General features: G+C 42.9%; 23 protein-coding genes. 21 read left to right on the forward strand and 2 right to left on the reverse strand.

The genetic code is table 11. The annotated features are described in order from the left end of the window. Nucleotides 1-266: 266 nt before the first annotated feature. The 15 genes from MHB38_RS01645 (at nt 267) to MHB38_RS01715 (ending at nt 15,439) form a co-directional block, all read left to right on the forward strand. Nucleotides 267-869, forward strand: coding sequence for a TerD family protein (locus tag MHB38_RS01645; protein ID WP_008342134.1), 603 nt, complete (start codon nt 267-269; stop codon nt 867-869). A gap of 20 nt (nt 870-889) precedes the next feature. Continuing rightward, complete coding sequence (locus MHB38_RS01650) at nt 890-1,471, forward strand: TerD family protein (RefSeq protein ID WP_008342133.1); 582 nt, start codon at nt 890-892, stop codon at nt 1,469-1,471. Between the two features lie 41 nt (nt 1,472-1,512). After that, nucleotides 1,513-2,091 carry a TerD family protein gene (locus MHB38_RS01655; RefSeq protein ID WP_007498343.1) on the forward strand — a complete coding sequence of 193 codons (579 nt, stop codon included), beginning with the start codon at nt 1,513-1,515 and terminating at the stop codon, nt 2,089-2,091. Between the two features lie 140 nt (nt 2,092-2,231). Continuing rightward, nucleotides 2,232-3,011 carry a TerC family protein gene (locus tag MHB38_RS01660; RefSeq protein ID WP_008342130.1) on the forward strand — a complete coding sequence of 260 codons (780 nt, stop codon included), beginning with the start codon at nt 2,232-2,234 and terminating at the stop codon, nt 3,009-3,011. 82 nt (nt 3,012-3,093) lie between these two features. Further along, nucleotides 3,094-4,287: an HpcH/HpaI aldolase/citrate lyase family protein gene (locus tag MHB38_RS01665; protein WP_341002155.1), complete on the forward strand. Its 1,194-nt coding sequence runs from the start codon at nt 3,094-3,096 to the stop codon at nt 4,285-4,287. Then, nucleotides 4,271-5,602: a phosphoribosyltransferase family protein gene (locus MHB38_RS01670; protein ID WP_098680981.1), complete on the forward strand. Its 1,332-nt coding sequence runs from the start codon at nt 4,271-4,273 to the stop codon at nt 5,600-5,602. Before MHB38_RS01665 ends, MHB38_RS01670 begins: the two co-directional genes overlap by 17 nt. Continuing rightward, the gene (locus MHB38_RS01675; protein ID WP_024719003.1) at nt 5,595-6,704 is read left to right on the forward strand and encodes a cysteine protease StiP family protein; all 1,110 of its coding nucleotides are present in this window, start codon (nt 5,595-5,597) and stop codon (nt 6,702-6,704) included. The genes MHB38_RS01670 and MHB38_RS01675 overlap by 8 nt, the downstream gene beginning before the upstream one ends. Next, complete coding sequence (locus MHB38_RS01680) at nt 6,701-7,516, forward strand: HAD family hydrolase (RefSeq protein ID WP_050826903.1); 816 nt, start codon at nt 6,701-6,703, stop codon at nt 7,514-7,516. The genes MHB38_RS01675 and MHB38_RS01680 overlap by 4 nt, the downstream gene beginning before the upstream one ends. Nucleotides 7,517-7,586: 70 nt before the next feature. Next, entirely contained in the window at nt 7,587-9,203 is a 1,617-nt protein-coding gene (locus MHB38_RS01685) for a YceG family protein (protein WP_035703101.1), read from the forward strand. Between the two features lie 14 nt (nt 9,204-9,217). Further along, a complete protein-coding gene (locus MHB38_RS01690; RefSeq protein WP_025206695.1) occupies nt 9,218-10,312 on the forward strand; it encodes a toxic anion resistance protein in 1,095 nt (364 codons plus the stop codon). A 401-nt stretch (nt 10,313-10,713) separates the two neighbouring features. After that, on the forward strand, nt 10,714-11,979 hold the full coding sequence (gene opuAA / locus MHB38_RS01695; RefSeq protein ID WP_041091219.1) for a glycine/proline betaine ABC transporter ATP-binding protein OpuAA: 1,266 nt from the start codon (nt 10,714-10,716) through the stop codon (nt 11,977-11,979). 10 nt (nt 11,980-11,989) lie between these two features. Further along, nucleotides 11,990-12,835 (forward strand): glycine/proline betaine ABC transporter permease subunit OpuAB, encoded by an 846-nt coding sequence (gene opuAB / locus MHB38_RS01700; protein WP_024718999.1) that lies wholly within the window; start codon nt 11,990-11,992, stop codon nt 12,833-12,835. Continuing rightward, entirely contained in the window at nt 12,835-13,716 is an 882-nt protein-coding gene (locus MHB38_RS01705; protein ID WP_008342122.1) for a glycine betaine ABC transporter substrate-binding protein, read from the forward strand. Before opuAB ends, MHB38_RS01705 begins: the two co-directional genes overlap by 1 nt. Nucleotides 13,717-13,824: 108 nt before the next feature. Beyond that, the gene (locus MHB38_RS01710; RefSeq protein WP_445661566.1) at nt 13,825-14,631 is read left to right on the forward strand and encodes an alpha/beta fold hydrolase; all 807 of its coding nucleotides are present in this window, start codon (nt 13,825-13,827) and stop codon (nt 14,629-14,631) included. An 85-nt stretch (nt 14,632-14,716) separates the two neighbouring features. After that, on the forward strand, nt 14,717-15,439 hold the full coding sequence (locus tag MHB38_RS01715) for an SDR family NAD(P)-dependent oxidoreductase (RefSeq protein WP_007498314.1): 723 nt from the start codon (nt 14,717-14,719) through the stop codon (nt 15,437-15,439). Between the two features lie 47 nt (nt 15,440-15,486). Here MHB38_RS01715 and MHB38_RS01720 read toward each other — a convergent pair whose 3' ends face one another. Beyond that, a complete protein-coding gene (locus MHB38_RS01720; RefSeq protein WP_025206698.1) occupies nt 15,487-16,614 on the reverse strand; it encodes a M20 peptidase aminoacylase family protein in 1,128 nt (375 codons plus the stop codon). A 153-nt stretch (nt 16,615-16,767) separates the two neighbouring features. Between MHB38_RS01720 and MHB38_RS01725 the strand changes: the two genes are divergently transcribed. The 3 genes from MHB38_RS01725 (at nt 16,768) to MHB38_RS01735 (ending at nt 21,029) form a co-directional block, all read left to right on the forward strand. Next, on the forward strand, nt 16,768-18,198 hold the full coding sequence (locus tag MHB38_RS01725) for a YfcC family protein (RefSeq protein WP_007498311.1): 1,431 nt from the start codon (nt 16,768-16,770) through the stop codon (nt 18,196-18,198). A gap of 217 nt (nt 18,199-18,415) precedes the next feature. Next, the gene (locus MHB38_RS01730; protein ID WP_007498309.1) at nt 18,416-19,363 is read left to right on the forward strand and encodes an L-lactate dehydrogenase; all 948 of its coding nucleotides are present in this window, start codon (nt 18,416-18,418) and stop codon (nt 19,361-19,363) included. A 43-nt stretch (nt 19,364-19,406) separates the two neighbouring features. Beyond that, nucleotides 19,407-21,029, forward strand: a complete 1,623-nt coding sequence (locus tag MHB38_RS01735; protein WP_072367519.1) for an L-lactate permease — start codon at nt 19,407-19,409, stop codon at nt 21,027-21,029. Between the two features lie 249 nt (nt 21,030-21,278). Here MHB38_RS01735 and MHB38_RS01740 read toward each other — a convergent pair whose 3' ends face one another. Continuing rightward, nucleotides 21,279-22,268 (reverse strand): LacI family DNA-binding transcriptional regulator, encoded by a 990-nt coding sequence (locus tag MHB38_RS01740; RefSeq protein ID WP_046342561.1) that lies wholly within the window; start codon nt 22,266-22,268, stop codon nt 21,279-21,281. 109 nt (nt 22,269-22,377) lie between these two features. Here MHB38_RS01740 and MHB38_RS01745 point away from each other — a divergent pair, with 109 nt between their 5' ends. Genes MHB38_RS01745 through MHB38_RS01755 form a run of 3 tightly spaced genes read left to right on the forward strand, consistent with a single transcriptional unit; the run spans nt 22,378 to nt 25,587 of the window. Continuing rightward, nucleotides 22,378-23,703: a DegT/DnrJ/EryC1/StrS family aminotransferase gene (locus MHB38_RS01745; RefSeq protein ID WP_072367518.1), complete on the forward strand. Its 1,326-nt coding sequence runs from the start codon at nt 22,378-22,380 to the stop codon at nt 23,701-23,703. Beyond that, complete coding sequence (locus MHB38_RS01750; protein WP_024718989.1) at nt 23,678-24,544, forward strand: HAD-IIB family hydrolase; 867 nt, start codon at nt 23,678-23,680, stop codon at nt 24,542-24,544. The genes MHB38_RS01745 and MHB38_RS01750 overlap by 26 nt, the downstream gene beginning before the upstream one ends. Further along, on the forward strand, nt 24,541-25,587 hold the full coding sequence (locus MHB38_RS01755; RefSeq protein ID WP_007498302.1) for a Gfo/Idh/MocA family protein: 1,047 nt from the start codon (nt 24,541-24,543) through the stop codon (nt 25,585-25,587). The genes MHB38_RS01750 and MHB38_RS01755 overlap by 4 nt, the downstream gene beginning before the upstream one ends. Nucleotides 25,588-25,593 lie beyond the last annotated feature (6 nt).

A 25,593-nucleotide genomic window follows, 5' to 3' on the forward strand; every position in this document is an offset into this window, starting at 1 on the left:
GGCTGTGTAACGGGAACATTCGACAATGTTTCACATGAAACACTTCTTTTACGACATGAATCATTTTTGTCATGGATCTTTCTTTAAAAAAATATCATCATATTGAAACCTCTTTTATACATAGATCGTATATACTAGTAAATAGAAAAAAGAGTAAGAGGCTCCAATGTCATTTCATGAATTTTGTCGAATTTTCATGTATGATGATTTTAAAAGGGTCCATCGCTTAATAAATAGATTTTTATTATGCTGGAGGAGTGATTGATTTGGCGATTACATTAGAAAAAGGTCAACGTATTGATTTAACAAAAGGAAAAGCAGGACTAACCAATATTCTAGTTGGACTTGGCTGGGACCCTGTATCACAAGGCGGCGGTTTTTTAGGTAAGCTGTTTGGCGGAGGCGGCGGTGCTGATATTGATTGTGACGCTTCAGTGCTGATGCTGAAAAATGATAAGTTTGTTGAAAATAAAGATCTGATTTACTTTGGTAACTTGAAAAGCAAATGCGGCAGTGTTGAACATACAGGTGACAACCTGACAGGTGAAGGAGACGGAGATGATGAACAAGTCCTCGTCAACTTAAGCAAGGTACCAGGCAATGTGAATAAATTGGTGTTCGTTGTGAACATTTATGATGCACTTAGAAGAAACCAACACTTTGGTATGATTCAAAATGCTTACATCCGAATTGTTGACCGTTCAAACAATCAAGAATTAGTGAAATATAATTTGAAAGATGAATATGCAGGTAAAACATCATTAATCGTTGGAGAGCTTTATCGCCACGAGAATGAGTGGAAGTTTGTAGCTGTAGGAAATGGTACAAACGATGCGAAGCTTGCCGATATTACGAGAAACTACATTTAATTAGAAGGGAGAGGTTCCTAGTGGGAATTTCTTTAGCGAAAGGTCAAAAAATTGATTTAACAAAAACGAATCCAGGTTTAACAAAAGTAGTCGTAGGTCTTGGCTGGGATGTAAACAAGTATGATGGCGGACATGACTTTGATCTAGACGCAAGCGTATTCCTGTTAGATGCAGCAGGGAAAGCAAACTCTCCATCTGACTTTGTCTTCTACAATCAAACAACTGGCGGTGGCGGAAGTATCGTACATACAGGCGATAACCGTACAGGTGAAGGAGACGGAGATGACGAGCAGGTCAATGTTGATCTTTCAACTGTACCAGCAAGTATTGAGAAAATCTCCTTCGTCATTACAATCCATGATGCAGAAGCACGCAGCCAAAACTTTGGACAGGTGTCTAACGCTTACGTCCGTATTTTAAATGCGGCATCAAATGAAGAGCTCATTCGCTATGATTTGGCAGAAGACTTTTCAATTGAAACAGCGATTATTGTAGGTGAATTATACCGTCATGGCGGAGAGTGGAAATTCTCAGCTGTTGGATCAGGCTATCAAGGCGGACTTGCCCGCATTGCAACAGACTTCGGCTTAGATATCGGGTAACGCCCGTTTTCATATTTTCAGGAGATAGGAGAGATACGAATATGGCGATTCAGCTTTCAAAAGGACAACGTGTCGATTTAACGAAAACCAATCCAGGGCTGACAAAAGTGATGATCGGACTTGGCTGGGATACGAATAAATATTCAGGCGGAGCCGAATTTGATTTGGACGCTTCGGCTTTCTTAGTAGATGCAAACAATCGTTGTCAACAAGACACAGACTTCGTGTTCTATAATAATCTGCAGCATCCAAGCGGTAGTGTTACTCATACCGGTGATAACCGTACGGGTGAAGGAGATGGAGATGACGAGCAAATTCTCGTTGATTTCTCGAAAATTCCTGCTAACATTGATCGTATCGGAATTACAGTGACGATTCATGATGCAGAGGCACGTAGCCAGAATTTTGGACAAGTCTCTAATGCATTTGTTCGTGTTGTAAATGAAGAGGGCGGGGAAGAATTGATTCGTTTTGATTTAGGGGAGGACTTCTCAATTGAAACAGCTGTCGTCGTATGCGAACTATACAGACACGGCAGCGATTGGAAGTTTAACGCAATCGGAAGCGGATTCTCTGGCGGACTTGCTGCTCTTTGTCAAAATTATGGGTTAGAAGTGTAAAGAGAAGAAACAACTTCATTCAAGAGGCGCTGCCAATGACTCATATGAGGGTATTTTCCAAAGTGAGAAAGAAACAGCGATCAAGAATAACAGCAGGCGAAAGCCTGCTGATGCTTCTACACTTATAGGAGGAAAACCAGTTGGACATTTTGAAACATATGTTGGACACGTATGCCTCGTTTTTTGATTGGCATATGTGGGCAGAGGTATTAACAGACCCTGTCTCTTGGGGGCTTATTGGGACCCTTGTCGTGCTTGAAGGTTTGTTGTCAGCGGATAACGCACTTGTATTAGCTGTTATGGTGAAACATTTACCTGAAAAGCAGCGTAAAAAGGCATTAACCTACGGATTAATTGGCGCTTATTTCTTCCGTTTTCTATTCATTGGCGTAGGGATGCTGCTTATTAAGTTTTGGTGGATTAAGGTTCTAGGCGCTGCATACTTGGCTTGGCTGGTCATTAAGCACTTCTGGTTAGGTGACGGAGATGACGAAGCGAAGGAATTGAAAAAAGAAGGCTGGATGATTCGTGTATTTGGCGTCTTCTGGGCAACTGTTATTTCTGTAGAAATTATGGACCTTGCCTTCTCGGTAGATAGTATTCTTGCTGCATTCGCTGTATCTGAGGAAGTATGGATTCTTCTTTTAGGTGGAATGCTTGGAATTCTCATGATGCGTACAGTGGCACAATTATTCCTTGTGCTCATCGACCGTATACCAGAGCTTGAGAATACGGCATTTATTCTCATTGGAATTATTGCCATCAAAATGGGCTTAAGTGCTGCTCATATTGAAATCCCGCATCTCGCATTCTTTGCGATTATTATCCTAGCGTTTATCGGAACGTTTATTGTTCATAAAATCAATAAGAAGAAGCATCAAGGTGTAACAAACGAAGCTGCGGCTTCAAAAGAAGAATAGGACGATCAAAAAGGAATGGAGTTGACTAGCGGCTCCATCCTTTTTTGAATCATCAAGTCATTACAACAGGAGGTGGCACTGCATGCGATATTTTCGTTTTTTATCAGAGACGAGGCAGCACGATATTTTTTTTAAGCGGCCGGCGGCAGTTCATTCATTGACGCCAAGGCATGTACTTGCGCATGCATTAGGTGCTACTTTGTATATGCCTGCGACAAGACAGGATGTAGCAGACATGCTGCTTTCGCAGAAATATGAAGCGCTTTGCTCTGTTGTGTTTTGCTTGGAGGACGCCATTGGTGATCAGGAAGTGGACATGGCTGAACAGAATATAGTGGCACAATTGACCTGCCTTTCTGAGACAATTCATCAATCTCCAGAAATGGCTGAGCATTTGCCGCTTTTATTTATTCGGGTTCGTTCGCCCAAACAGCTGCTCAAAATGGCAGATTTGCTCGGTTCCTCTCTTCATTTACTGACTGGTTTTGTGTTTCCAAAGTGCTCCGTTCACAATGCAAAGGAATATGTAGACAGTTTGAAACGAGCTTCAGCACAAACTCAGAAAACACTATACGGAATGCCCATTTTAGAAACACCAGATTTATTAGAAAAAGAAACGAGATATCAGGTGTTGTCTGAGTTAAAGCAGATCATGCTGAATGATGAGGAATATATTTTGAATATTCGCATTGGGGCAACGGATCTGTGTGGATTGTACGGCATTCGCCGTGATCGCGAGACCACCATTTATGAGATCAGAGTCATTGCTGAGTTGATCACAGATATCATCAATTATTTTGGTCGTTCATTTGTGATATCAGGAGCTGTATGGGAGCATTTTGGACCGGCACGAAAAGAACAAAATCCATTCATCCGTGCAATTTCTAAGAGTGGTGAGTCTTTATCATCTGAGCTCGATCATATGCAAGGTCTGCTCAAAGAGACAAGGCTGGATGTGGTAAACGGTATTCATGGCAAGACAGTCATCCATCCAACGCATCTCAAGCCAGTTCAAAGCATGTACGTTGTCACAAAGGAAGAGTACATGGATGCATTAAGTATTTTAGAGCATGCAGATGGTACAGTCGGCGTGTTGAAGAGTAACTTCTCTAATAAAATGAACGAAACGAAGCCGCACTATCGCTGGGCGGAAAACATTTTAATGAAGTCAGACATTTACGGGGTGTTTCATGAAAATAGAAGCTATATCGACATACTCACAGAATCAGAAGCCGCATACGCTGAACATCTTGGAACATATGGAGGTGGAGCTTAACCTCAAAGAGGGTACGCTTCAGCTTGAAAAAGAACATCTTTTTGACATGGCGGCACGGGTGAACAAAAAGAGAGCCTTTTTATTTGTTAGCAAGGTGCTCGGGAAACATATGCCTGTTCACCCGTTGAAACCACTCCTCGTCTCAGGTCTTTTAGCAATGGCTTATGCAAAAGAACAAACAGGCAAGACGCCCCCGCATCAAGACGATGTAGTAGAAGCACTAAAAACGAATGATCATGTTAAGTTAACTGAAGCCTATGCTGCGCTCAAAAAAGAGAAGCTTTCGGCGGTAAACGAGCCGATTGTGATCGGCTTTGCTGAAACGGCAACTGCGCTTGGTCATGGTGTGTATGACGTCATAGAAGGAGCATCTTACATTCATACGACACGTGAACAGCTGTTGGATCTTGATCCTTCACTCGTATTTGAAGAGGAACATTCTCATGCGACAGATCAGCTTTGCTACGCAGACGACGCCTTACTTCGTACGGATCGCCCGATTGTGCTAGTAGATGATGAGGTCACGACAGGCCGGACAAATATGAATATTATTCGGGATCTGCACGCAAAGCACCCTAGATCCTCTTATACGATTCTATCCATTTTGGATTGGAGAACAGAGGAGCACGAGGAAGCGATGCTTCAGCTTCAAGAGGAGCTAGGGGTAAATATCACATCATTATCTTTATTAAAAGGGCAGATGATGTTTCGGGGGACAACACTGGATGAGCCTGCTTATTCGTATGAAATTGCTGCGCAAGAGAAAAGACCTGAACTCTCTTTTCATTCTCTTCAATCCTTCTTTAAGCAAGTGCCATATTCACTTTCCCATGCAGTCAATCCGGCGGGGCATTCGCCGTATATCCATGAAACAGGTCGTTTCGGTTTAAGCGCAGCGGACACGGACGCCATTGATCAAGCAGCTGCTGAGGCTGGGCTGAAGCTTCAGCGAGAACGAAAAGGAAAACAGACACTCTGCTTAGGGACAGGAGAATTGATGTATGTGCCGATGAGACTTGCAGCTCATATGGGCGAAGGTGTCCTTTTTCATTCGACGACAAGAAGTCCGATTCATCCGGTTGAAAAGGAAGGGTACGCCGTTCAAAACGGATTCGCATTTTTGAGTCCAGAGGATGCCCGCATTCAGCACTATGTGTACAATATCCCTAAAGATCAGTACGATGATGTCTTTTTGTTTTTTGAGAAAAAGGTGTCTCAAGAAGCTTTGATGCCGCTGATCCACTTATTTGCTGAGCGGCATGTGAAGCATGTGCATATTGTGACTTTATCAGATGAGGTGAAGGTGAATGGCTAACGTGTATACAAAGATGGGAAGCTATCCAGAGCAGGACGTAACCTTCTTACTCAAGGATTTATCGTCGATTGAGATGGAGAAAAGTACAGAAGAGCGGGAGCGCTCTATTCAGAGCGGTGCCCATTACTCAGAAATGCTGCCAATTGAATATAAGCCGACGGCATCTTATATGGACTTATTCTATCAATCTCTTGAAGAAAGTAAGCAAAAGGTAGCGGAAGCCGTAGCGGTTGTCGCAGAACAAATTGTGAAAAAGCGAGGTTTTCAAACCGTTCTGTGCAGCTTGGCACGGGCTGGGACACCAATCGGGGTGCTCATTAAACGGTATATCAGAAAGACGTATGGTCTCGATTTGCCGCATTATAGCATCTCTATTATTCGTGACCGTGGAATAGATGAAAATGCGCTACATTATATCCTCAAAGAACATCCAGGTTTTGAGATTGCCTTTATTGACGGCTGGACCGGAAAGGGTGCTATTTCCAAAGAGCTTCAAAAAGCGGTGCTTGATTTTGAACAGAAATATGGAATTCGTCTTTCGAGTGAGCTAGCTGTGCTTGCTGATCCTGGTTATTGTACGAGTGTTTACGGAACGAGAGAGGATTTCCTCATTCCAAGTGCCTGCTTGAATTCAACGGTCTCTGGTCTAGTTAGTCGAACGGTGCTAAACAACCGCTGGATCCATGCCGATGATTTCCATGGGGCCAAGTATTATGAAGAGCTCATTGATGAGGATGTCTCTAATCTGTACGTGAATACAATTGAAGAAGCATTTTCTGAACTTAATGCAAATGTACAAGAGAAAGCAGAGACCCTGCTCGCACAAGGAACGCCTCCTGACTGGCGGGGGATGACATCCATTGAAGCAATTGGTCAGGAGTTCAAAATAGACAATACACATTTGATTAAGCCGGGCGTCGGTGAGACGACCCGTGTGCTGCTCAGAAGAGTCCCTTGGAAAATACTCATTCAGCCTGGATCTCGGGAAAAGCTCAAGCACATTTTACTACTCGCAGAGGACAGAGGCGTGCCCGTCATTGAATATGCCAACATGTCCTACACATGCTGCGGGCTCATCCGCCCGTTGGAGCAATCGTCATGAAGAACATCGCATTTGCCAGTGATTTAGACCGGACACTGATATACTCACATCGAATGCTTGAGCAGTATGCATACAAGGGAGCATACGAATTAATTGAGGTGCTGGACGACCGGCCGCTTTCCTATATGTCTATTGAAACGAAAGCCTCCTTACAGGCAATTCATCAAGCAGGCTGGTTTATCCCAGTGACGACAAGAACGACAGCACAATTTGAACGAATCACTCTCTTTCAGCAAGAGATCAAACCAGAGTATGCCGTCACGACAAACGGCGGCTGTATCCTTCATCACGGTAAGCCGCTTGAGGAGTGGCAGGCGATTGTAGATGAGAGACTGCAAGAGTGTATGCCGGTGAGAGATATGCTGCGGGCGATCTCTGAACTTCCGGTTGCCGCTTGGGTGAAACGTACTCGAACAGCTGAGGGAAGATTTCTTTATTTAATTATGAAAGACGAGTTTCTTTCTCATATTCCGCTCGCTGAATTAAGGCTGTGGGGTGAGGAGAGAGGCTGGCAAGTTTCCCTTCAGGGTCGAAAGCTGTATTTTATTCCAAAGCCGCTCAATAAGTGGGCTGCTGTTGCTTTTCTAAAAGAAAGGCTACAACTTGAATATGTATATGGTGCGGGCGACTCCTTGTTAGATGCTGATCTCATACGTCAAGCGGATAAAGGCTTCGCTCCGAGTCATGGTGAAGTCTTAGATGTTGATCTATCGCTTGAACCGACGACAGCCTCTGGCATGGCGGCGGCAGACGAAATCGCCGCTTCTGTCGCAAAGAAGATGAACACAGCAAAAAAGCCTTCGATTCGATAGCAGAAGTAGAAGGCTGAATGATATGATAGTAGTAGCTTTCGAGAAAATATAGGAGAAAGGAAGGAGCGGCGTGAGTTATAAAGAAATCAATGTAACCCAGACACGGGCGAAACAGGAAGCTTGGAAAAACCTGCTGAAAAAGCCGCTCCCTGAACGAGACGGCTACGTCAAGGACGAGCACACCTTATCCTTGCCGCGTCTCGCCGCCCGTGTCCTTGGAACTCCGCATGATGCAACCGATTATTTTATTTATTTACATGAATTATACGAAACTGACGGCATGCATATTTTAAGTGAAACCCTCAACCGGCATATTGAGCCGGAGCACTTTCAAGCGCTCCAGCGGATTCATATGATCAATCAGGAAGAAAAGGGATTGTCCGTGAATCGATTTGTGGCTTTCTTAGACGGTGAACAGCTCATTGTCCGTCATCCAAACCCAGTGATGAACCGGCATATCCGCCTTTCGCTAATCCAGGTGTTTGAACATTTCAAGCAGCTGCATGAAGGGGGATTCCAGCATCCTGATTTCCGCCGCGTGCTGCTAGATGTGGTGAAGTTTTCAAATAATCATCTAGGACCATGGCTGAAGGAAGGCAATTTGGAAGAAAAAATGCCAGCTGTCATTTGGTATGGAGAGGCGAATAAAAGTCAGCTTTATTTTCTTTACTATGTCATGCTGATTGGCTGTGATGTGGTGCTGTTTCATCCAGAAGGCAAGGATCAATTTCGTGAATTAGATCCAGAAGAAAAGCTGACTTTTATTGATCAGTATCCAGGGACGTCAAAGCTTGAACCGTTCCCTACTGAAAAGCCTGAGAGGAAATCAACGGTGGCGTACCGTTCGACAAGAGAGCTTGAAGAGGTACTTCACACAGAAGATTCCATGCTGTATAAGCCATGGCAATTCAGAGATCATACCCCTCATTCTATTACGCTAAAGACAACGTATGATGAGCTATTTTTAATTGCGAAGGAACGGTCGTTTATCCGCCCGAATTTCAAAGCAGACCGTGACACCATACAGATTCCGAATCTTTTTGCGAAGATGATGGGGGTGACGAGAGACAAGCGAGAATATTGGGACCGTATCCACACGCTAATGGAGGGGAAAGAAACGAAAACGATTCGTCATTTCCCTTTCACACAAGAAGTGTCTTCGAATTATCAATTTCATTATCAGCATGCACTCTCTAAAGCAGGAGAGGTTGACCCTGATTTGTTAATGAAAAGCAATGTGTGGCAGTTCTCGCATTTATATGAGGGCACGCAGCGTGCGATCGCAGAGGCCATTTCTCGCATTTGTCAGCATCCGAAGCTGTTAAAAGAAGGCCATGAGACTGAATTAGATGTGCGTATTTATTTATTCAAGCAGCTTCTGCATATGAACCAAGATGTAATTGAACTCATTCAAACCTTTGATTATGCCCAGACTGTACCGAAAGTGATTTTATACCATACGGAATATAATGGTGAGCTGACTCGTTCTGATGCGGCTGCCCTGATTTTCCTAAATGAAATGGGTGTGGATCTCTTCGTGTATCATCCCGCCGGCTATCAGTGTATAGAGCGGTATATAGACGATCAATTATTTGATACACATTGGCTTGATGAAATGGTCATGAACCAAGAGTTTAAAGAGCCGTCTATTGTGAGAAAGTTATTTCAATCCATTAAAAACCGATAAGGAGATCAAAGCTTATGACAAATACAAACGGAAATGACATCATTTCAATTGATAAAGAGGAAATCACGATTGAAAAGGCAGACGATATTCGCGTTCAGCTGCGCAATGAACCAGAAGTCCAAAACATTGCGAGACAGATTGATGCCAAAAATCAGCTTGAACTGCTTGAATACGGAAAACAGCCGGCTGTCGAAATCTCTAAGTTTTCTGACCGTATTCTCTCTATGATGCGTTCAACAAGTGTCACAGACTCAGGAACGATGCTTACACAGCTTGGAAAAATTATGGATCGTTTTGATAAAAATGATTTTGACGAGCCTAAGGGTGGTTTGTTATCAAAAATCTTTAAACGCGGCGGCAGCATGATCGAAAAGATTTTCAGCAAATATCAAACGCTCGGTGCAGAAATTGAAAAAATCAATGTGGAAATCAGTAAATACAAAGATGAAATGACCAAATCGACGGTTACGCTTGAAGAAATGTATGAGCATAACATTCAATACTATATGGAGCTTGAAAAGTATGTCGTCGCAGGGCAAATGAAGATCGAAGAATTAAAACAATTGGTTCCTTCTTATGAAGAAAAAGCGGCGGGGGGAAACCAGCTGGCACAAATGGAGTTGGATACGCTTCGTAATGGGATTCAAGCGCTTGAAGAGCGTGTATATGATCTTGATATGGCACGGATGGTGGCACTTCAAACGGCACCGCAAATCCGTTTGCTACAGCGTGGTAATACGAAATTAATCGGGAAAATTAACTCTGCCTTCATCATTACGATTCCAATTTTCAAAAATGGAATTATTCAAGCGGTGACAGTGAAGAGACAAAAGCTTGTGGCTGATTCCATGAGTGAACTGGACAGAAGAACGAATGAAATGCTGAAACGAAATGCTGAAAATATCTCAAGTCAAAGTGTTGAGATTGCTAAATTATCAGGTCGTCCAAGCATCGACATTGAAACGATCGAATCATCCTTTAATACGATTGTACAAGGGATGAAAGAGACGAAGCAGATTGAAGAAGAAAACAAACGATTACGTGAGGACGGAACAAAACGTATGCTTGAGCTTCAAGATAATATTAAGAAAGCTGCCCTAGAGTCCTAAAAAAACAGGCTGTCTGTAACGAAAGTTGCAGGCAGTTTTTTTCATGAATTTGATTAAAATTTGAGGAAAAAGGTTTTTATGTGACCTTTTTCGGGTAAATCCTGTTCAGGGGCATGGTTCACCCATGAAAGAAAAAGTCCGCTATCACAAGGATTCGACTTATTTTTTAGCACAATAAGGAATTTCCAGTAAAATATTGTCTGATGAGAGAAAATACCCCGTAAAATATGTAGTTTATGAAGCATTCTATAGGATTTACGAGTAATACGGCGTATAAACTGTAATCACCAGACCTCTATATGGAATTCATACATATTGTACGGAAATAAGCGAATTCTAAAGATTGTTCGCATCATAACGCTTATGTTACGGTTATAAAGATGCTAATTTGGAGGGAAAAAATGAATTCTGAAGAGAGAAAGATCAAAATCAAGATAAATAATGTATCTAAAATTTTCGGTAAAAATGCTAAAAAAGCATCTCAAATGCTTGAAAAAGGGAAGACAAAAAGAGAAATCCTAAAAGAGACCGGCGCAACAGTTGGTGTCAATCGAGCAAATTTTGATGTGTATGACGGCGAGATATTTGTCATCATGGGGCTATCAGGGAGCGGAAAGTCCACACTTGTGCGGCTGCTAAATAGGTTAATCGAACCAACCTCCGGCGAAATTTATATTGATGGGGATATGATAACAAATATGTCAAAGGATCAATTGCGTGAAGTTAGACGGAAAAAGATCAGCATGGTCTTCCAAAACTTCGCATTGTTCCCGCATCGTACCATTCTGGAGAATACAGAATATGGGCTTGAATTGCAAGGTGTAGAGAAAGAACAGCGCCGCTCTAAAGCGCTTGAATCTTTAAAGCTTGTTGGACTTGAAGGTTTTGAAGAGCAGTACCCAAATCAATTAAGTGGCGGTATGCAGCAGCGTGTTGGATTGGCACGTGCACTAGCTAATGACCCTGATATTTTGTTAATGGATGAAGCATTCAGCGCACTAGATCCATTAATTCGTAAAGACATGCAGGATGAATTGCTTGAGCTTCATACGTCTGTAGGAAAAACAATTATTTTCATCACGCATGATTTAGATGAAGCGCTTCGTATTGGCGACCGCATTGTCCTCATGAAAGACGGGAATATCGTTCAAATCGGAACACCAGAAGAAATTCTGATGAACCCATCGAACGAGTATGTTGAACGTTTCGTTGAAGATGTAGACCTTTCTAAAGTATTAACCGCTGGTCATATTATGAAACGTGCAGAAACAGTTCAGATTGATAAAGGGGCACGTGTTGCGCTCACGCTCATGAAGAACCTTGGTATTTCGTCTATCTATGCAGTAGATAAGAAAAAGCATTTATTAGGTGTTATTTCTGCACAAGCAGCGAAAAAAGCGGCAGAAACGGGTGCGTCGCTAGAAACTGTTCTTGATAAAGAATTTACGACAGTATTGGAATCAACGTATTTAACAGAGATCTTTGACGCGGTGTCTGATGCGAACATTCCAATTGCCGTTGTAGATGAGAAAAACAGAATGAAGGGTATTGTGGTCAGAGGTGCATTGATTGGTGCATTATCAGGTAATGATGAATATATCAACATGTCTTCTAACGAGCTAGAGGAAATTAAAGCACAAGAGCCTTCTGCACAGGAGGTAGAATAAGATGTTTAGTATGAGTGATTTACCTAGAATTCCGTTCGCGGATTATATCGATCAATTTGTTGACTGGTTAACATTAACCTTTGGTGGTTTTTTTGATGGCATCACAAATGGATTAGCTGGAACAGTAAATGGTATTGTAGCTGCACTTGGCGTCATTCCATCCATTATTTTAACGCTTATCTTTGCCGGCATTGCTTGGTGGATCAGTACAAGAGGAGTTGCTCTTTTCACACTTATTGGATTCTTACTGATCGACTATTTAGGCTACTGGCAGCCAATGCTGCAAACACTTGCGCTCGTTCTGACAGCTGTGGTCATTTCTATCGTGATCGGGGTTCCGATCGGTATTTGGGCATCACAGAAGGAAACGGTGCGTAAAATTGTCACACCTATTTTAGACTTAATGCAGACAATGCCTGCATTCGTATACCTTTTACCAGCGATCTTCTTCTTTAATATTGGAGTTGTTCCTGGGGTTGTGGCATCGGTTATTTTCTCTATGCCGCCAACGATTCGTATGACCATTCTTGGGATTAAACAAGTACCATCTGATTTAATTGAAGCAACAGAAGCTTTTGGTTCAACGACATTCCAGCGTTTGTTCAAAGTTCAGCTTCCACTTGCTACAAAAACCATCTTAGCTGGGATTAACCAAAGTATCATGCTTGCTCTATCCATGGTCGTCATTGCGGCAATGGTTGGTGCACCAGGACTTGGTTCGGAAGTATATAGTGCAGTAACGCAGCTGAAAACAGGGATTGGTTTTGAAGCTGGTATTGCCATTGTTATCGTAGCGATCACACTAGATCGTATTACACAAAACATTAAAACGAAAAAAACCAGGGGGAATGCTTAATGTGGAAAAAGTCTCTCTACATTGGGATGACCGCCCTGCTCGTCTTTTTACTAGCGGCTTGTGGTGCACAATCAGATTCAAATGCAAGTGCAGCGCAGCAGGTCAATAAAACGATTATCGGGATTGATCCGGGTTCAGGTATTATGGCCTTAACCGATCAAGCGAAAAAGGATTACGGTTTAGAGGATTGGACGGTTGTATCTGCCTCAAGTGCAGCGATGACAGCGACATTGAAGAAATCGTATGACCGTAAAAAACCGATTATCATCACTGGCTGGAATCCTCACTGGATGTTTTCCCGCTACGATTTGAAATATTTAGATGATCCGAAAAAATCATATGGTGACGAAGAAGAAATTCACACCATTTCTCGTAAAGGATTTGCGAAGGATCAGCCGGAAGCAGCCAAAATGCTCAGTCAGTTTAAATGGTCTCAAGATGACATGGGTGAAGTGATGCTTGATATTCAGGATGGCGTCAAACCAAAGGATGCTGCTGTTAAATATGTGAAAAAGCATAAAGATCAAGTAGCGAAATGGACAAAAGGCGTGAAAAAGTCAAACGGTGACAAAATCAATCTTGCCTACGTTGCGTGGGATAGTGAGATTGCAAGTACCAATGTGGCCGCAGAGGTATTGCGTGAACTTGGCTTTAAAGTGACCTTGACTCAGGTTGAAGCGGGTCCAATGTGGACAGCAATTGCAACCGGAAGTGCTGATGCATCATTATCTGCATGGCTTCCAAATACGCATAAAACGTATGCAGCGAAGTTTAAAGGAAAATATGATGATCTCGGTACAAGTATGAAGGGTCTTCGCATGGGTCTCGTTGTTCCGACTTATATGAAAAACGTCAACTCGATCGAAGATTTGAAAAAATAGCCAATTGTATAACAGTTCCCTTATAATAGAAGGGAGCATATGGAAAAAGCAGTCTGCTCAAAAAGCGACTGCTTTTTCTTATATATAAGGATGGTGGATGAGTTGTCGATGGTGGAAAAACCAATGATGATTTTCCTGCACGGTGGAGGCGTAAGCAGCTGGATGTGGCAGGAGCATATGGAAATATTCAAGGAAACGTATGAATGCTATACCCCTGATTTTATCGGTCACGGGACAAGAGCAAATGAAAAGTCGTTTTCCATGCGAGAAAGTGCTCTTGAAATCATTTCATGGATAAAGGAGCATGCACATGGTCGTACAGTCATTCTAATTGGCTTCTCTCTAGGTGCACAGGTAGCCGTTGATGTGTTATCGAGAGAGCCAGACATCGCAGACATCGCCATCATCAATAGCGCCCTTGTGTTGCCATTACCATGGCTCTATTTGATGGTAAGGCCCATTTTACCTCTTACATATCCGTTATTAAAGAAAGATTGGTTCATCCAGCTGCAAGCAGAAAAGATGGGACTTCCAAACGATGTACTGGATCATTATGCAGCGGATTCCAAACAATTGCAGAAGAAGACGCTGCTTACGATGTTTCAAGAAAATCTTCATTACAAGCTCCCTGAGACGTTTCAACAAGCGAAGGCACGGATTCTTGTGACAGTGGGAGAAAAGGAAAAGGGCATTATGACTAGGTCAGCAGAGAAAATCACGAATGCACACCCGAATGCAGCCGGGTTCATCGTTCCTGACATTGGACATACGTTTACTTTTGAAAAGAAAGAACTTTTTGTCGACATGATCAAAAGCTTTATAGAAGCGCGTGCGTTACCAGCGGAATTAAAGGAAATAAGGAAGCTAGGCCATTTAGAAAGTGAAGATGAGCATAAAAGGGGCGGGCATGTATAAGACATTGTATGATATAGGTATAAAACGCTTACAGATGAATGGGTGTATGGATGGAAGCTCGTAAGTGAGCCATGAAGGAGGAAGCATGAGTAAAAACTATATCATATTTGGTGCGAGTCAAGGATTAGGGGATGCCTTTGTAAAAGGTCTTCCTTCAAGTGGAGATACAGTATGGATTGTGTCACGAAGTGAACCAAGCAGTTTGAACATAGACGATGGGGTGCGTAGAATCTGGCTGAAGATCGATTTATCAAGCCAAACCCATATCCCTTTTATGCTCGAAGCATTGAAGGATCAGACAATTGATGTACTCATTTATAACGTAGGTTTATGGGAGAAACGCGGCTTTGAAGATGATTATTCTTTCGATCATGATCAACCGGAGGATATCGCTCATTTAATCAATGTGAACGTTACCTCAACGATTACCTACATTCAAGCTCTGCTTCCGCACGTAAGGACATCTGAGAATGGAAAGATCATCGTCATTGGTTCTACTGCGGGACTTGACCATACGAATTTGCCTCAGGTTTCTTTTGTTGCTTCTAAATTTGGGCTTCGTGGTATTGTGAACGCACTAAGAGAGCACGTAAGGAAAGATAAAATATCCGTTACCTGTATCAATCCGGGAGAGCTGGCGGCAGAAGTTCCATACGAAGATGGCGCTGAAAAAGCCATTGCTCTGTATGATGAAACGAGAATACCTGTACAAGATATTGTCGAGCTGGCGAGATGTGTCATTCATCTATCCAGGGTGTCCTGTGTGAAAGAGATCAATGTACCGGCAATGACAGATGTGAATGCGTAAAATAAAGGAGACCACCCGCTTCAGGAAAGACGGGTGGTTTTTTTATTTTACGATGAATGCTGCTGAAGCGTTTTGTATACAGCTTTCGTCAAAATCTCAATGCCGGTAAAAATCGCAGAGCGATCGAATGTCATATAAGGGTGATGAAGCCCAGGTTTTAAATCACAGCCTAAACCGAGCATCGTCGATTTAATATGAGGAAGCTTTGCTGCATAAAAATGAAAGTCCTCTCCGCCTGTCGTCACGATCGGTGGATCGAGCTGTTCTTTGCCTAGCACTTGCTCTATGGCATGTGACATGATCTCCACAGCTTCTTCATTTAATGTCGCAGCTGGAAGACGATGATCAGTTGAAAGTGTGATAGAGGCGCCAAAAGCATCCGCTACAGAATGGCATGCTCTTTCAATTTCCTTTTCTAATTCATCCATCACTTCGTTTGTCTGTGCCCGAACGTCGAGTGTAAAAGAGGCCTTGCCAGGTATGATGTTTGAGCTGCCGCCGCCTGCATTTAAATTGGTCATTTTCACAGAATGGGCGACTCGTGGATCGACATGGATATGCGCCAGTCTCTGCACAAGCGTAGATGCAACTTCGATGACGTTGACCCCAAGGTGCGGGCGTGCACCGTGAGCTTCCTCCCCTAGAATGGTCCCGACGTAATGATTACTTGATCCGTGCAAAATGGCAGGAGCGCAGCGTCCGTTTAAGGTTTCTTGAATTGGGCGCACATGCACCCCGTATAAATAATCGACGTCAGCTAACACACCTTTTTCGATCATCTTTAAAGCGCCGCCGCCTCTTTCTTCGGCAGGCTGAAAAATGAATCGGATCGTGCCACTCGGAAGTTCTTTTTCTTTCAATGCCATGAATGTCCCAAGTGCCATCGTCATATGAGCATCGTGTCCGCATGAATGGTTGGCTTGAAATACGCCATCTACTTCCTGCCACAATGCGTCAATATCGGCTCTCACAGCAACCACTGGTGCGCCTTCCCCAATTTCACCGATTACCCCTGTACAGTCTTCAAATGTTCTCGTTTTACAGCCTAATTTCTTTAATAGAGCTTCAATATAAGCTGTCGTATTTGTCTCTTCCCAGCTGATTTCTGGATGGGCGTGCAGATGTTCAAAGATGTCTGTTACGGTTTGTTTCATCTCGTTTGTCAAAGTTGTCATGAGAAGCCTCCTTGCTGACAGATAATCTGCCAAAACATTCTTTTAGTGAAATAATATTGATCTTAAATATCATCAGTGTTTATAATATAACACATCATTTGATTATTCAGAAAATTAAGTGAAATTCCGATCGGGACAAAGGGGTTTTGACAGATGAAAACAGCGACAGTATCAGCACCTGAGAAACAAAAAAGAAAACTTCAGATGCCGGATGCATATGTACTCTTATTTATGATTGCTTTAATTTGTACGATCGCAACGTATTTTGTACCAGCCGGTGAATTTGATCGGAAAACGTCAGGAGAGATCACAACAGCTGTTCCTGGCAGTTATCACCGTATTGATCAATCACCAGTTAGTCCGGTTGGTTTTTTTACAGCGATTCAAGAAGGGATGGTTGGTTCATCCTCTATTATTTTTCTGATTCTTTTTACTGGTGGAACCATTGCAATTTTGGAAAAGACAGGTGCCATTAACGGGATGATTCACAATGTCATCAGCCGGTTCCAAACGAAACAGCTATTGTTTATTTGTATTGTTGGCGGATTGTTTTCTGTACTTGGGACGACCGGAATTGTGGTGAACTCAGTCATTGGCTTTATTCCTATTGGGATCATTGTGGCACGTTCTTTAAAGTGGGATGCAGTGGCGGGAGCGGCGGTTATTTACATCGGCTGTTATGCAGGTTTTAACGCAACCATTTTGTCTCCATCTCCATTAGGTTTATCACAAACGATTGCAGAATTGCCGATTTTTTCTGGTATTGGGCTGCGTGTCATCATTTATCTTTGTTTTCTCCTATCTAGTATTGTGTACATCTATTTATATACAAAACGCTTGAAAAATAAAGAAAAGGGAAGCTTGCTTGGTGACGAGTGGTTTCCAGCTAAAGGGCTAGGAGGAGCTGATGCGGAATCTGTGGACAAGCCTGAATTCACCGGCAGACATAAGCTGATTTTAGCGGTGTGTGGTTTGTCGCTTGGGGGTTTTTTGTATGGTGCGCTTCAGCTTGGCTGGACCGATAAGGAAATGGCTGGTGTGTTTATTTTCATGGCAATTGCTGCTGGCCTGCTTGGCGGATTAGCTGCCAATGATATTGCAAAAACGTTTATTGTCGGCTGTCAAAGCCTTGTATACGGCGCACTCATTGTCGGCATGGCACGCTGCATTTCAGTCATTTTGGAAAATGGCAAGCTGCTTGATACTGTGGTGAATGGGCTTGCGAGTATGCTGACAGGGTTTAGTCCAATCGCTGGTGCGATCGGCATGTATATCGCCAGTGCGCTCCTTCACTTTTTGATTTCATCAGGATCAGGAGAAGCGGTTGTCTTTATACCGATTCTTGCGCCGCTTGCTGATTTAATGGGTATCACGAGACAAGTAGCGGTAGAAGCAGTGATGCTCGGTGAAGGGGTGGTCAACTGCGTGAATCCGACTTCAGGTGTGTTGATGGCTGTCTTGGCTGCAAGTGGGATTCCATACGTGAAATGGCTGCGTTTTATGGTGCCGCTTGCGCTCATTTGGTTCGTCATCGGCCTTGTCTTTATTTGTATCGGTGTCATGATCAATTGGGGACCTTATTAAATAAGAGAGAAGCCACCAAAGAGTGTTTGGTGGCTTTTTTCTTATGAGAACATGTATGGGGACAGCGGTTTAAAACCACAATATGAGTGTTCACAAAATGGCTACATTATTTTTTTGAGCAATCCCCTTGCAAAAGTTTGTGAAGTGTTGCACAATAAGAATGTGAAATACTTCACATAAGAAAAACAACCTAGTTTTACTCAGGAGGATGAGATAAATGACAAACGAAAAAGTAAACAAAGTAGCACTTATTGGAGCAGGTTTTGTCGGCAGCAGTTATGCCTTTACATTAATAAATCAAGCAATCACAGATGAATTGGTAGTCATCGATTTGAATCAAGATAAAGCAATGGGTGACGTCATGGATTTAAACCACGGGAAAGCATTCGCCCCGCATCCTGTGAATACTTGGTATGGAGATTATGAGGATTGTCAGGATGCTGACATTGTATGTATCTGCGCTGGCGCAAACCAAAAGCCAGGTGAAACGAGACTTGATCTTGTTGAGAAAAATTTAAATATATTTAAAGGCATTGTAGACAATGTGATGAAAAGCGGATTCGATGGTATTTTCTTAGTTGCTACGAACCCAGTTGATATTTTGACATATGCGACTTGGAAATTCAGCGGACTACCAAAAGAACGAGTGATTGGCAGTGGAACAACGCTTGATACGGCAAGATTCAGATACATGCTTAGTGAGTACTTTGAAGCAGCGGCGCACAATGTGCATGCGTACATCATTGGAGAGCATGGAGATACAGAGCTTGCTGTTTGGAGCCATGCGAATATCGGAAGTGTACCGATCACAGAATTAATGAAGAGAAATGACCAATACAAACAAGAAGATTTAGACGACATCATGGAGAATGTCCGTCATGCTGCTTACCAAATCATTGAGAAAAAAGGAGCGACTTATTACGGCGTAGCGATGAGTTTAGCCCGTATTACTAGAGCCATTTTACACAATGAAAACAGCATTTTGACTGTCAGCACTTATTTAGATGGGGAATACGGAGCAGAAGATGTCTACATTGGTGTACCTGCCCTCGTGAACCGAAATGGTGCAACAGAAGTGATGGAGCTCGCACTGAACGACACAGAAAAAGAAAAATTCGCACATAGTGTGAATGTGTTAAAAGAAATTTTAGCTCCTCATTTTTAATCAATCAAAGGCAACCTATCTGAGCAGAAAAGGATGAATCACTATGTGGCAGCAAATATATGATCCGTTTGGTAATGAGTTCGTCAGTGCATTGGTGGCCATGCTTCCAATCTTGTTTTTCCTACTTGCATTGACTGTATTTAAGTTAAAAGGGGTATTAGCCGCTTGTTTTACCTTGATCGTCAGTTTTGTAACAGCTGTTTTCTTCTTTCATATGCCAATTGAAAAAGCATTATCTGCTGTGGTGCTCGGTGTATCTAATGGGCTGTGGCCGATTGGATATATCGTCATCATGGCCGTATGGCTCTATAAAATTGCTGTGAAGTCTGGAAAGTTTGATGTCATTCGTTCTAGTATTGCAGGAATTTCTCAAGATCAACGGTTACAGCTCTTATTAATTGGTTTTAGTTTTAACGCATTTTTAGAGGGAGCCGCTGGATTCGGTGTACCGATTGCGATTAGTGCCGCTCTTTTAACAGAGCTTGGGTTTAAACCACTAAAAGCCGCCATGCTCTGCTTGATTGCAAATGCTGCGTCTGGCGCTTTTGGTGCAGTAGGTATCCCGGTTATTACAGGGGCGCAAATGGGAAATATGACGCCGCTTGAGCTGTCTCAAACCCTTGTGTACACCATTCCGTTTATTTCTTTCTGTATCCCGTTTCTGCTGATTCTCATTGTAGACGGCTTTAAAGGGATCAAAGAAACGCTTCCAGCCTTGCTTGTTGTGAGTGGAAGCTACGCGATTCTGCAGGCTGTTACAATGGTCACCATGGGTCCTGAGCTTGCCAATATTATTTCAGCTTTAGCGAGTATGGGAATTCTGGCACTATTTCTTCGAAAATGGCAGCCAAAACACATTTACCGTGAAGAAGGCGCGCCGGCCATTGAACAAAAACAAACGTTTAGCGGAGTTGAGGTGCTGAAGGCTTGGTCTCCGTTTTATATCTTAACGGCTGTCATTACAGTATGGAGTCTGCCTGCATTTAAAGCATTGTTTGCCGAGGGAGGCCCGCTTAATTGGACAACCATTTTAGTGAAAATGCCGTTTCTGCATCAGCAAATTGTGAAATTACCGCCAATTGCTCAAACAGAAACACCGATTGATGCGATCTTTAAAATTGATGTTATTAGTGCAACAGGTACCGCCATTCTAATTGCGGTGATGCTGACAGGGTTGTTCAGCAGACATATTACATTAAAAGAAGGGGCTGCCTGCTTAAATGCAGCGGTCAAAGAGCTTTGGGTCCCTGTTCTTACGATTTGTTTTGTCATGGGCTTTGCCAACTTGGCGAACTTTGCAGGCCTAAGTTCTGCTATCGGACTAGCACTTGCTAAAACAGGCGATTTATTCCCGCTTGTCAGCCCAGTGCTTGGCTGGATCGGCGTGTTTATTACGGGATCTGTTGTGAGTAACAATGCCTTATTTGGTAACCTTCAAGCAGTCACCGCTTCTCAAATCGGCTCTCAGGCAGGTTTGTTAATCGGGGCAAATACGACCGGTGGTGTAATGGCGAAATTAATTTCTCCACAATCTATCGCTATTGCAACAGCAGCTGTTGGAGAAACAGGTAAAGAATCTGAGCTCTTCCAAAAAACAGTGAAGTACAGCTTCATTTTGCTCGGCATCGTATGTATATGGACATTCATTCTTGCTCAATTTATATAGGTTGATCGATTGATTGAAAAATGAAAGACTGAGAGATTTCTCAGTCTTCAGATTGTTAACAAAGGGCTAAAATGTACTTTTTTTAGCCCTTTGTCTTCTTTTCAGCGTGAAAGAAAACCTTTTCAGTCTAGGAAGGACGAGCACTGGAGCGGAGCGAATTCGGCATTCGTGAGCACCAGAGCGCAGGACTGACAAAGAATGCGAGGGTTTGTCTACACGCTGAGACTGAGAGATTTCTCAGTCTTTTTTTTATGTAGATTCTCGTGTGACAAGCCGAGTAGGTAGCTGAATATGTTCACGTTGTAATGGTTTTTGATCTTGCAACAGCTGAATCATTTGTTTGACAGACTGCTGGCCAAGCTCGACGATAGGGATGTCGATGGTCGTGATCGTTGGAGCTGTCACCTCGCAAATGTCTTGATTGTCATAACCGATCACCGCTAAATCTTTAGGAATGTCATATCCATATGAAATGGCTTGTTTAATGAGGCCTGCTGCCACTTGATCATTGCCGGTGAAAATCGCATCCGGCGCATCCGGCATCCTGTGGATTAAGTCCATTAAACGAAAGCCGTCCTCAATGGTAAAAGCCTCGCCGAACAGCCAATCTTCTTTAAGCGGCAAACCGTGATCAGAAAGCGCATCAAGATAGCCTTGCTTTCTTTGTTTTTGCGCTTCACTGCTTTCTGTATCAAAGCAAAATCCAATGGATGTACGCCCTGATTGAATCAAGTAGTCAACCGCTTTATAAGCAGCTTCCCGCTCATCATATCCGATAATCGGAATGTCTGCTGTTTGATGATACTCATTTGCCATGACGATCGGGCCGTTTGATAAAAATGGCTCGATTGTTTCCCACTTATTTTCTAACGCCCCCAATATGACACCATCTACTTCTTTTCTTTTTAATAATTGAAGCCCTTCAAGTTCTACTGATTCTTGATAAAACGTTTGGAGCACGATGGCTTTATACCCTTGATCCAGTGCTTCCTTTGAAATGCCTTTAATCAATTGTGCAAAAAAAGGATGGTCCACAGCTGGAACAGACACAGCAATGGTTTTTGTCTGATGTGACCGAAGGGTGCGGGCTGCTGAGCTTGGTGTATACTCCATTTCCTTCATCACCTGTAAAATGTGCTGGCGCTTTTCTTCTGATACATATGGATGGTTGTTCAGCACCCGAGAAACAGTGGTCGTTGAAACCCCGCAGCGTTTGGCAATTTCATAAATTGTACACATATTAACAAATCCTTTACACAAAGTTATTGTTCTGAAATCGATAACATCATTTACAATGTGAAACAAGTTAAATATTAACAAATGGAATTGATTAATTGGAGGGAATGGAATGCAAATATTGACGAAGATATCAGGTAAAAGCAAGGATTATCTACCGTTGCTGGATATGATCAATCAAGGTGTTCAAGTAAAGGCTGATTCAGTTGAAAAGAATCTAGCGAATGATAAGCTTGCTGCGTTCCTTGAGCAAGATATTGCGCGTACGGGTTTGGAAAAAATTCTCTTCCATTATAAACAAAATAAGGAAAAAAAGATACCGTTCCTGCCGGTCGATAAACTGATTTCGGAGGATGAGATCGATGATATTATGCAGGTGCTGAAAGAAGTATTAAGTTCAGGCCGTTTTACATCAGGCCCTTATATTCCAAAGTTTGAAAAGACGCTCGCAGCGTACTTAGGGAAAAAATATGTCATTGCCACATCAAGTGGAACAGATGCCTTGATGATCAGTTTAATATCAGCAGGCGTCCATCCTGGAGATGAGGTCATCCTACCTGCTAACAGCTTTGCTGCAACAGAAAATGCAGTGCTTGCGATTGGTGCGGTTCCAGTCTATGCCGATATTGATCCAGACACCTACTGCCTAGCGGCGAATGAAATAGAAAAGCATATCACAGATAAGACAGTATGTATTCTCCCGGTTCATTTGTATGGAAAGCAAGCGGATATGAAGGCCATTTCGACGATTGCGAAACGGCATGGTCTATCGATCATTGAGGATGGCTGTCAGGCGATTGGCAGCAGCGGGCTTGGGGCATTTGGGGATGGACTTGTTCTCAGCTTTAATCCTTACAAAAACCTTGGAGTTTGCGGGAAGGCAGGAGCCATCGCAACAAATGATGAAGCCCTAGCAGAAAAATGCATGGAAATCAGCTATCACGGTTTTGAACCAGGAAAGAAAAACGTGAAGCGCAGTGACTATGGCTTTAATTCTAAGATTGATAACTTACAGGCCGCAATCGGGCTAGAACGAATGAAATATTTAGGTTTACAAAACTTTAAACGTTTTTACTTGGCAAAGAGATACATAGATCAGCTGAAAACGCTGGAAGATGAAGGCTATATAAAGCTTCCGAAGCTGACAGACGATCATGTATGGCATCTATTCCCGATCAGAGTGGTGAAGGGAAGCCGAGATGAGCTGGCAGAGAAATTACTGGAAATGGGCATAGAAACAGACGTCTATTACCCAATCTTATCGCATCAGCATCAAACGAATCTTGTTTCTCAAAAGTATAGACAAACGGAACTACCACATACGGAAAAAGCCGTACAGCAATTACTCCACTTGCCGCTTTACCCAGGAATGCCGCTGCAAGATCAGGAGAAAGTCATCGAGGGGGTCCATCATGTTATCAAATCTTCCATTCAATAAAAAGCTTGTGCATCAACCGCAACATCCGCAGTGGATCGTCTTCTGTGATTTCGATGAGACCTATTATTCTCACGGAATGACCGAGGAGCAGAGAGAGGATGTAAAACGGCTGGAAGCTTTTGTGGCAGAAAAGAGCGAAGCCGGACAGCTCATGCTGGGCTGGGTGACGGGAAGCAGCCTCGATTCTGTTACGAGCAAAATGGAGAAAGGTGGTTTCTATCAATTCCCGCATTTTATTGCGTCGAATTTAGGAACTGAAATCGTGTATACATCAGATGGGAAATTTGGACAGCCGGATGCAGAATGGATGAAACGGCTTGATGCACAGGGCTTTTCGGACGAAAAAATTGAAGATATTCTGCAAGCCGTACGTGAAAAGGGGATCACCCTTAGGCCGCAAACGCAGCTAGGCAGCTCTGGGTATAAAAAGAATTTCTATTATCAGGAGCAGGATGAACGAACAGATCTCCATCATCTATCGTTCATCCAAACACTTGCGAAGGAGCGGGGTGTGGCGGTGAACATCAACAAATGCAACCCACTTGCGGGTGACCCTGCGGATTGCTATGACGTTGATTTTTTACCAGTGGGAACAGGTAAGGATGAAATCGTTCGGTTTATGCTGAATCAATATAACCTGTCAAAAGATAAGGGTTTTGCTTTTGGTGATAGTGGGAATGATCTGCGGATGCTTCAATCCGTCACGCACGGCTTTCTTGTCCAAAATGCAACAGCCGAAGCCAAACGGCACCATCATCAAATTTGTCATCATGGGTATGCAAAAGGAATCTATGAAACATTGAAAACAGTGATGTATAAACATGAGGAGGCACATTCATGAAGAAAATTGGAATTGTTGGAGCAGGGAATATTGCAAAAGCACATGCTAGAGCATTATCAACGATCAAAGGTGCAGAATTATCTGGGGTCTATGACTTGCACGAATCCGTCGCACAAGGATTTATTAAACAGTACGGCGGACGGGTGTATGCCAGTATCGAAACACTAGCGGATGCATCAGATGGATTGATCATTGCTTCCCCTAACTTCTGTCACAAGGACCATGCCCTTCAGGCACTTAGAGCGGGACAGCCGATTTTATGCGAAAAACCGATGGCTGTATCGTTAAAAGAAGCGAAGGAAATGGTGGAGACAGCCAAACAGTTCCAGGTTCAAGCCAGTATGGGCTTTAACTATCGCTATTTATCCTTTGTGAATATTTTGAAGAACTTGATCGCCAATGGTGAATTAGGACGCGTTTTGACAGTACGGACACATTTTAAGAAAAATAGTGCCCTTAGAAGAAAGACATTTTCGTGGAGAGACAGCGGCGAAAGTCTGCGTACAAGTGGTGCATTAGGAGATTTAGGGATTCATTTGATTGATATGCTGTGGTACTTATTTGGCAGTGAAATGAAAAAAGAATCCCTTAATACGAAGATGCTGACACATGTAAAGGAAAAAGAAGAGAAAAAGGTACAGGTTGATGACCATACCGAAATTTTTGGACAAATGGAGAATCAAGTGTTCTTTCATTTGGTGACGTCCAAAAGTACGCAGCCCGAGGAATGTGGATTTAGTGTAGAAGTGGTGGGGCATGACAAGGTTTTTAAATACCATACAAACATGAAAAACGAATATGAGATCAGTGATGGTTTGTGTGTAGAGCGTCATCAAATGCCGCAAACATTGCTGACAGATCCGCCGAATGAATTTTATGGATGGTCTGATACATTCCGTGATCAGCTGATGCATTGGGTAAATACAAACTCATATCCATCTCATATGAAGGTAGCTGATTTTGAAGATGGTTATCGCGCGCAGGCTGCGCTGAATACATGCTTCGAGAGGGAAGAGGCTGTCGTCTCTGCCCGTGCATATTAATGAAGA

The sequence above is a fragment of the Bacillus sp. FSL K6-3176 genome, assembly GCF_038003325.1.
Classification (GTDB): Bacteria; Bacillota; Bacilli; order Bacillales; family Bacillaceae; genus Bacillus; species Bacillus altitudinis.

Excerpts from the sequence above, each read along its gene's own strand:
- MHB38_RS01655 (WP_007498343.1), top strand. The coding sequence starts at position 1,513 with ATGGCGATTCAGCTTTCAAAAGGACAACGTGTCGATTTAACGAAAACC.
- MHB38_RS01665 (WP_341002155.1), top strand. The coding sequence starts at position 3,094 with ATGCGATATTTTCGTTTTTTATCAGAGACGAGGCAGCACGATATTTTT.
- MHB38_RS01670 (WP_098680981.1), top strand. The coding sequence starts at position 4,271 with ATGGAGGTGGAGCTTAACCTCAAAGAGGGTACGCTTCAGCTTGAAAAA.
- MHB38_RS01675 (WP_024719003.1), top strand. The coding sequence starts at position 5,595 with ATGGCTAACGTGTATACAAAGATGGGAAGCTATCCAGAGCAGGACGTA.
- MHB38_RS01680 (WP_050826903.1), top strand. The coding sequence starts at position 6,701 with ATGAAGAACATCGCATTTGCCAGTGATTTAGACCGGACACTGATATAC.
- MHB38_RS01690 (WP_025206695.1), top strand. The coding sequence starts at position 9,218 with ATGACAAATACAAACGGAAATGACATCATTTCAATTGATAAAGAGGAA.
- opuAA (WP_041091219.1), top strand. The coding sequence starts at position 10,714 with ATGAATTCTGAAGAGAGAAAGATCAAAATCAAGATAAATAATGTATCT.
- opuAB (WP_024718999.1), top strand. The coding sequence starts at position 11,990 with ATGAGTGATTTACCTAGAATTCCGTTCGCGGATTATATCGATCAATTT.
- MHB38_RS01705 (WP_008342122.1), top strand. The coding sequence starts at position 12,835 with ATGTGGAAAAAGTCTCTCTACATTGGGATGACCGCCCTGCTCGTCTTT.
- MHB38_RS01710 (WP_445661566.1), top strand. The coding sequence starts at position 13,825 with ATGGTGGAAAAACCAATGATGATTTTCCTGCACGGTGGAGGCGTAAGC.
- MHB38_RS01715 (WP_007498314.1), top strand. The coding sequence starts at position 14,717 with ATGAGTAAAAACTATATCATATTTGGTGCGAGTCAAGGATTAGGGGAT.
- MHB38_RS01720 (WP_025206698.1), bottom strand. The coding sequence starts at position 16,614 with ATGACAACTTTGACAAACGAGATGAAACAAACCGTAACAGACATCTTT.
- MHB38_RS01725 (WP_007498311.1), top strand. The coding sequence starts at position 16,768 with ATGAAAACAGCGACAGTATCAGCACCTGAGAAACAAAAAAGAAAACTT.
- MHB38_RS01730 (WP_007498309.1), top strand. The coding sequence starts at position 18,416 with ATGACAAACGAAAAAGTAAACAAAGTAGCACTTATTGGAGCAGGTTTT.
- MHB38_RS01735 (WP_072367519.1), top strand. The coding sequence starts at position 19,407 with ATGTGGCAGCAAATATATGATCCGTTTGGTAATGAGTTCGTCAGTGCA.
- MHB38_RS01740 (WP_046342561.1), bottom strand. The coding sequence starts at position 22,268 with ATGTGTACAATTTATGAAATTGCCAAACGCTGCGGGGTTTCAACGACC.
- MHB38_RS01745 (WP_072367518.1), top strand. The coding sequence starts at position 22,378 with ATGCAAATATTGACGAAGATATCAGGTAAAAGCAAGGATTATCTACCG.
- MHB38_RS01750 (WP_024718989.1), top strand. The coding sequence starts at position 23,678 with ATGTTATCAAATCTTCCATTCAATAAAAAGCTTGTGCATCAACCGCAA.
- MHB38_RS01755 (WP_007498302.1), top strand. The coding sequence starts at position 24,541 with ATGAAGAAAATTGGAATTGTTGGAGCAGGGAATATTGCAAAAGCACAT.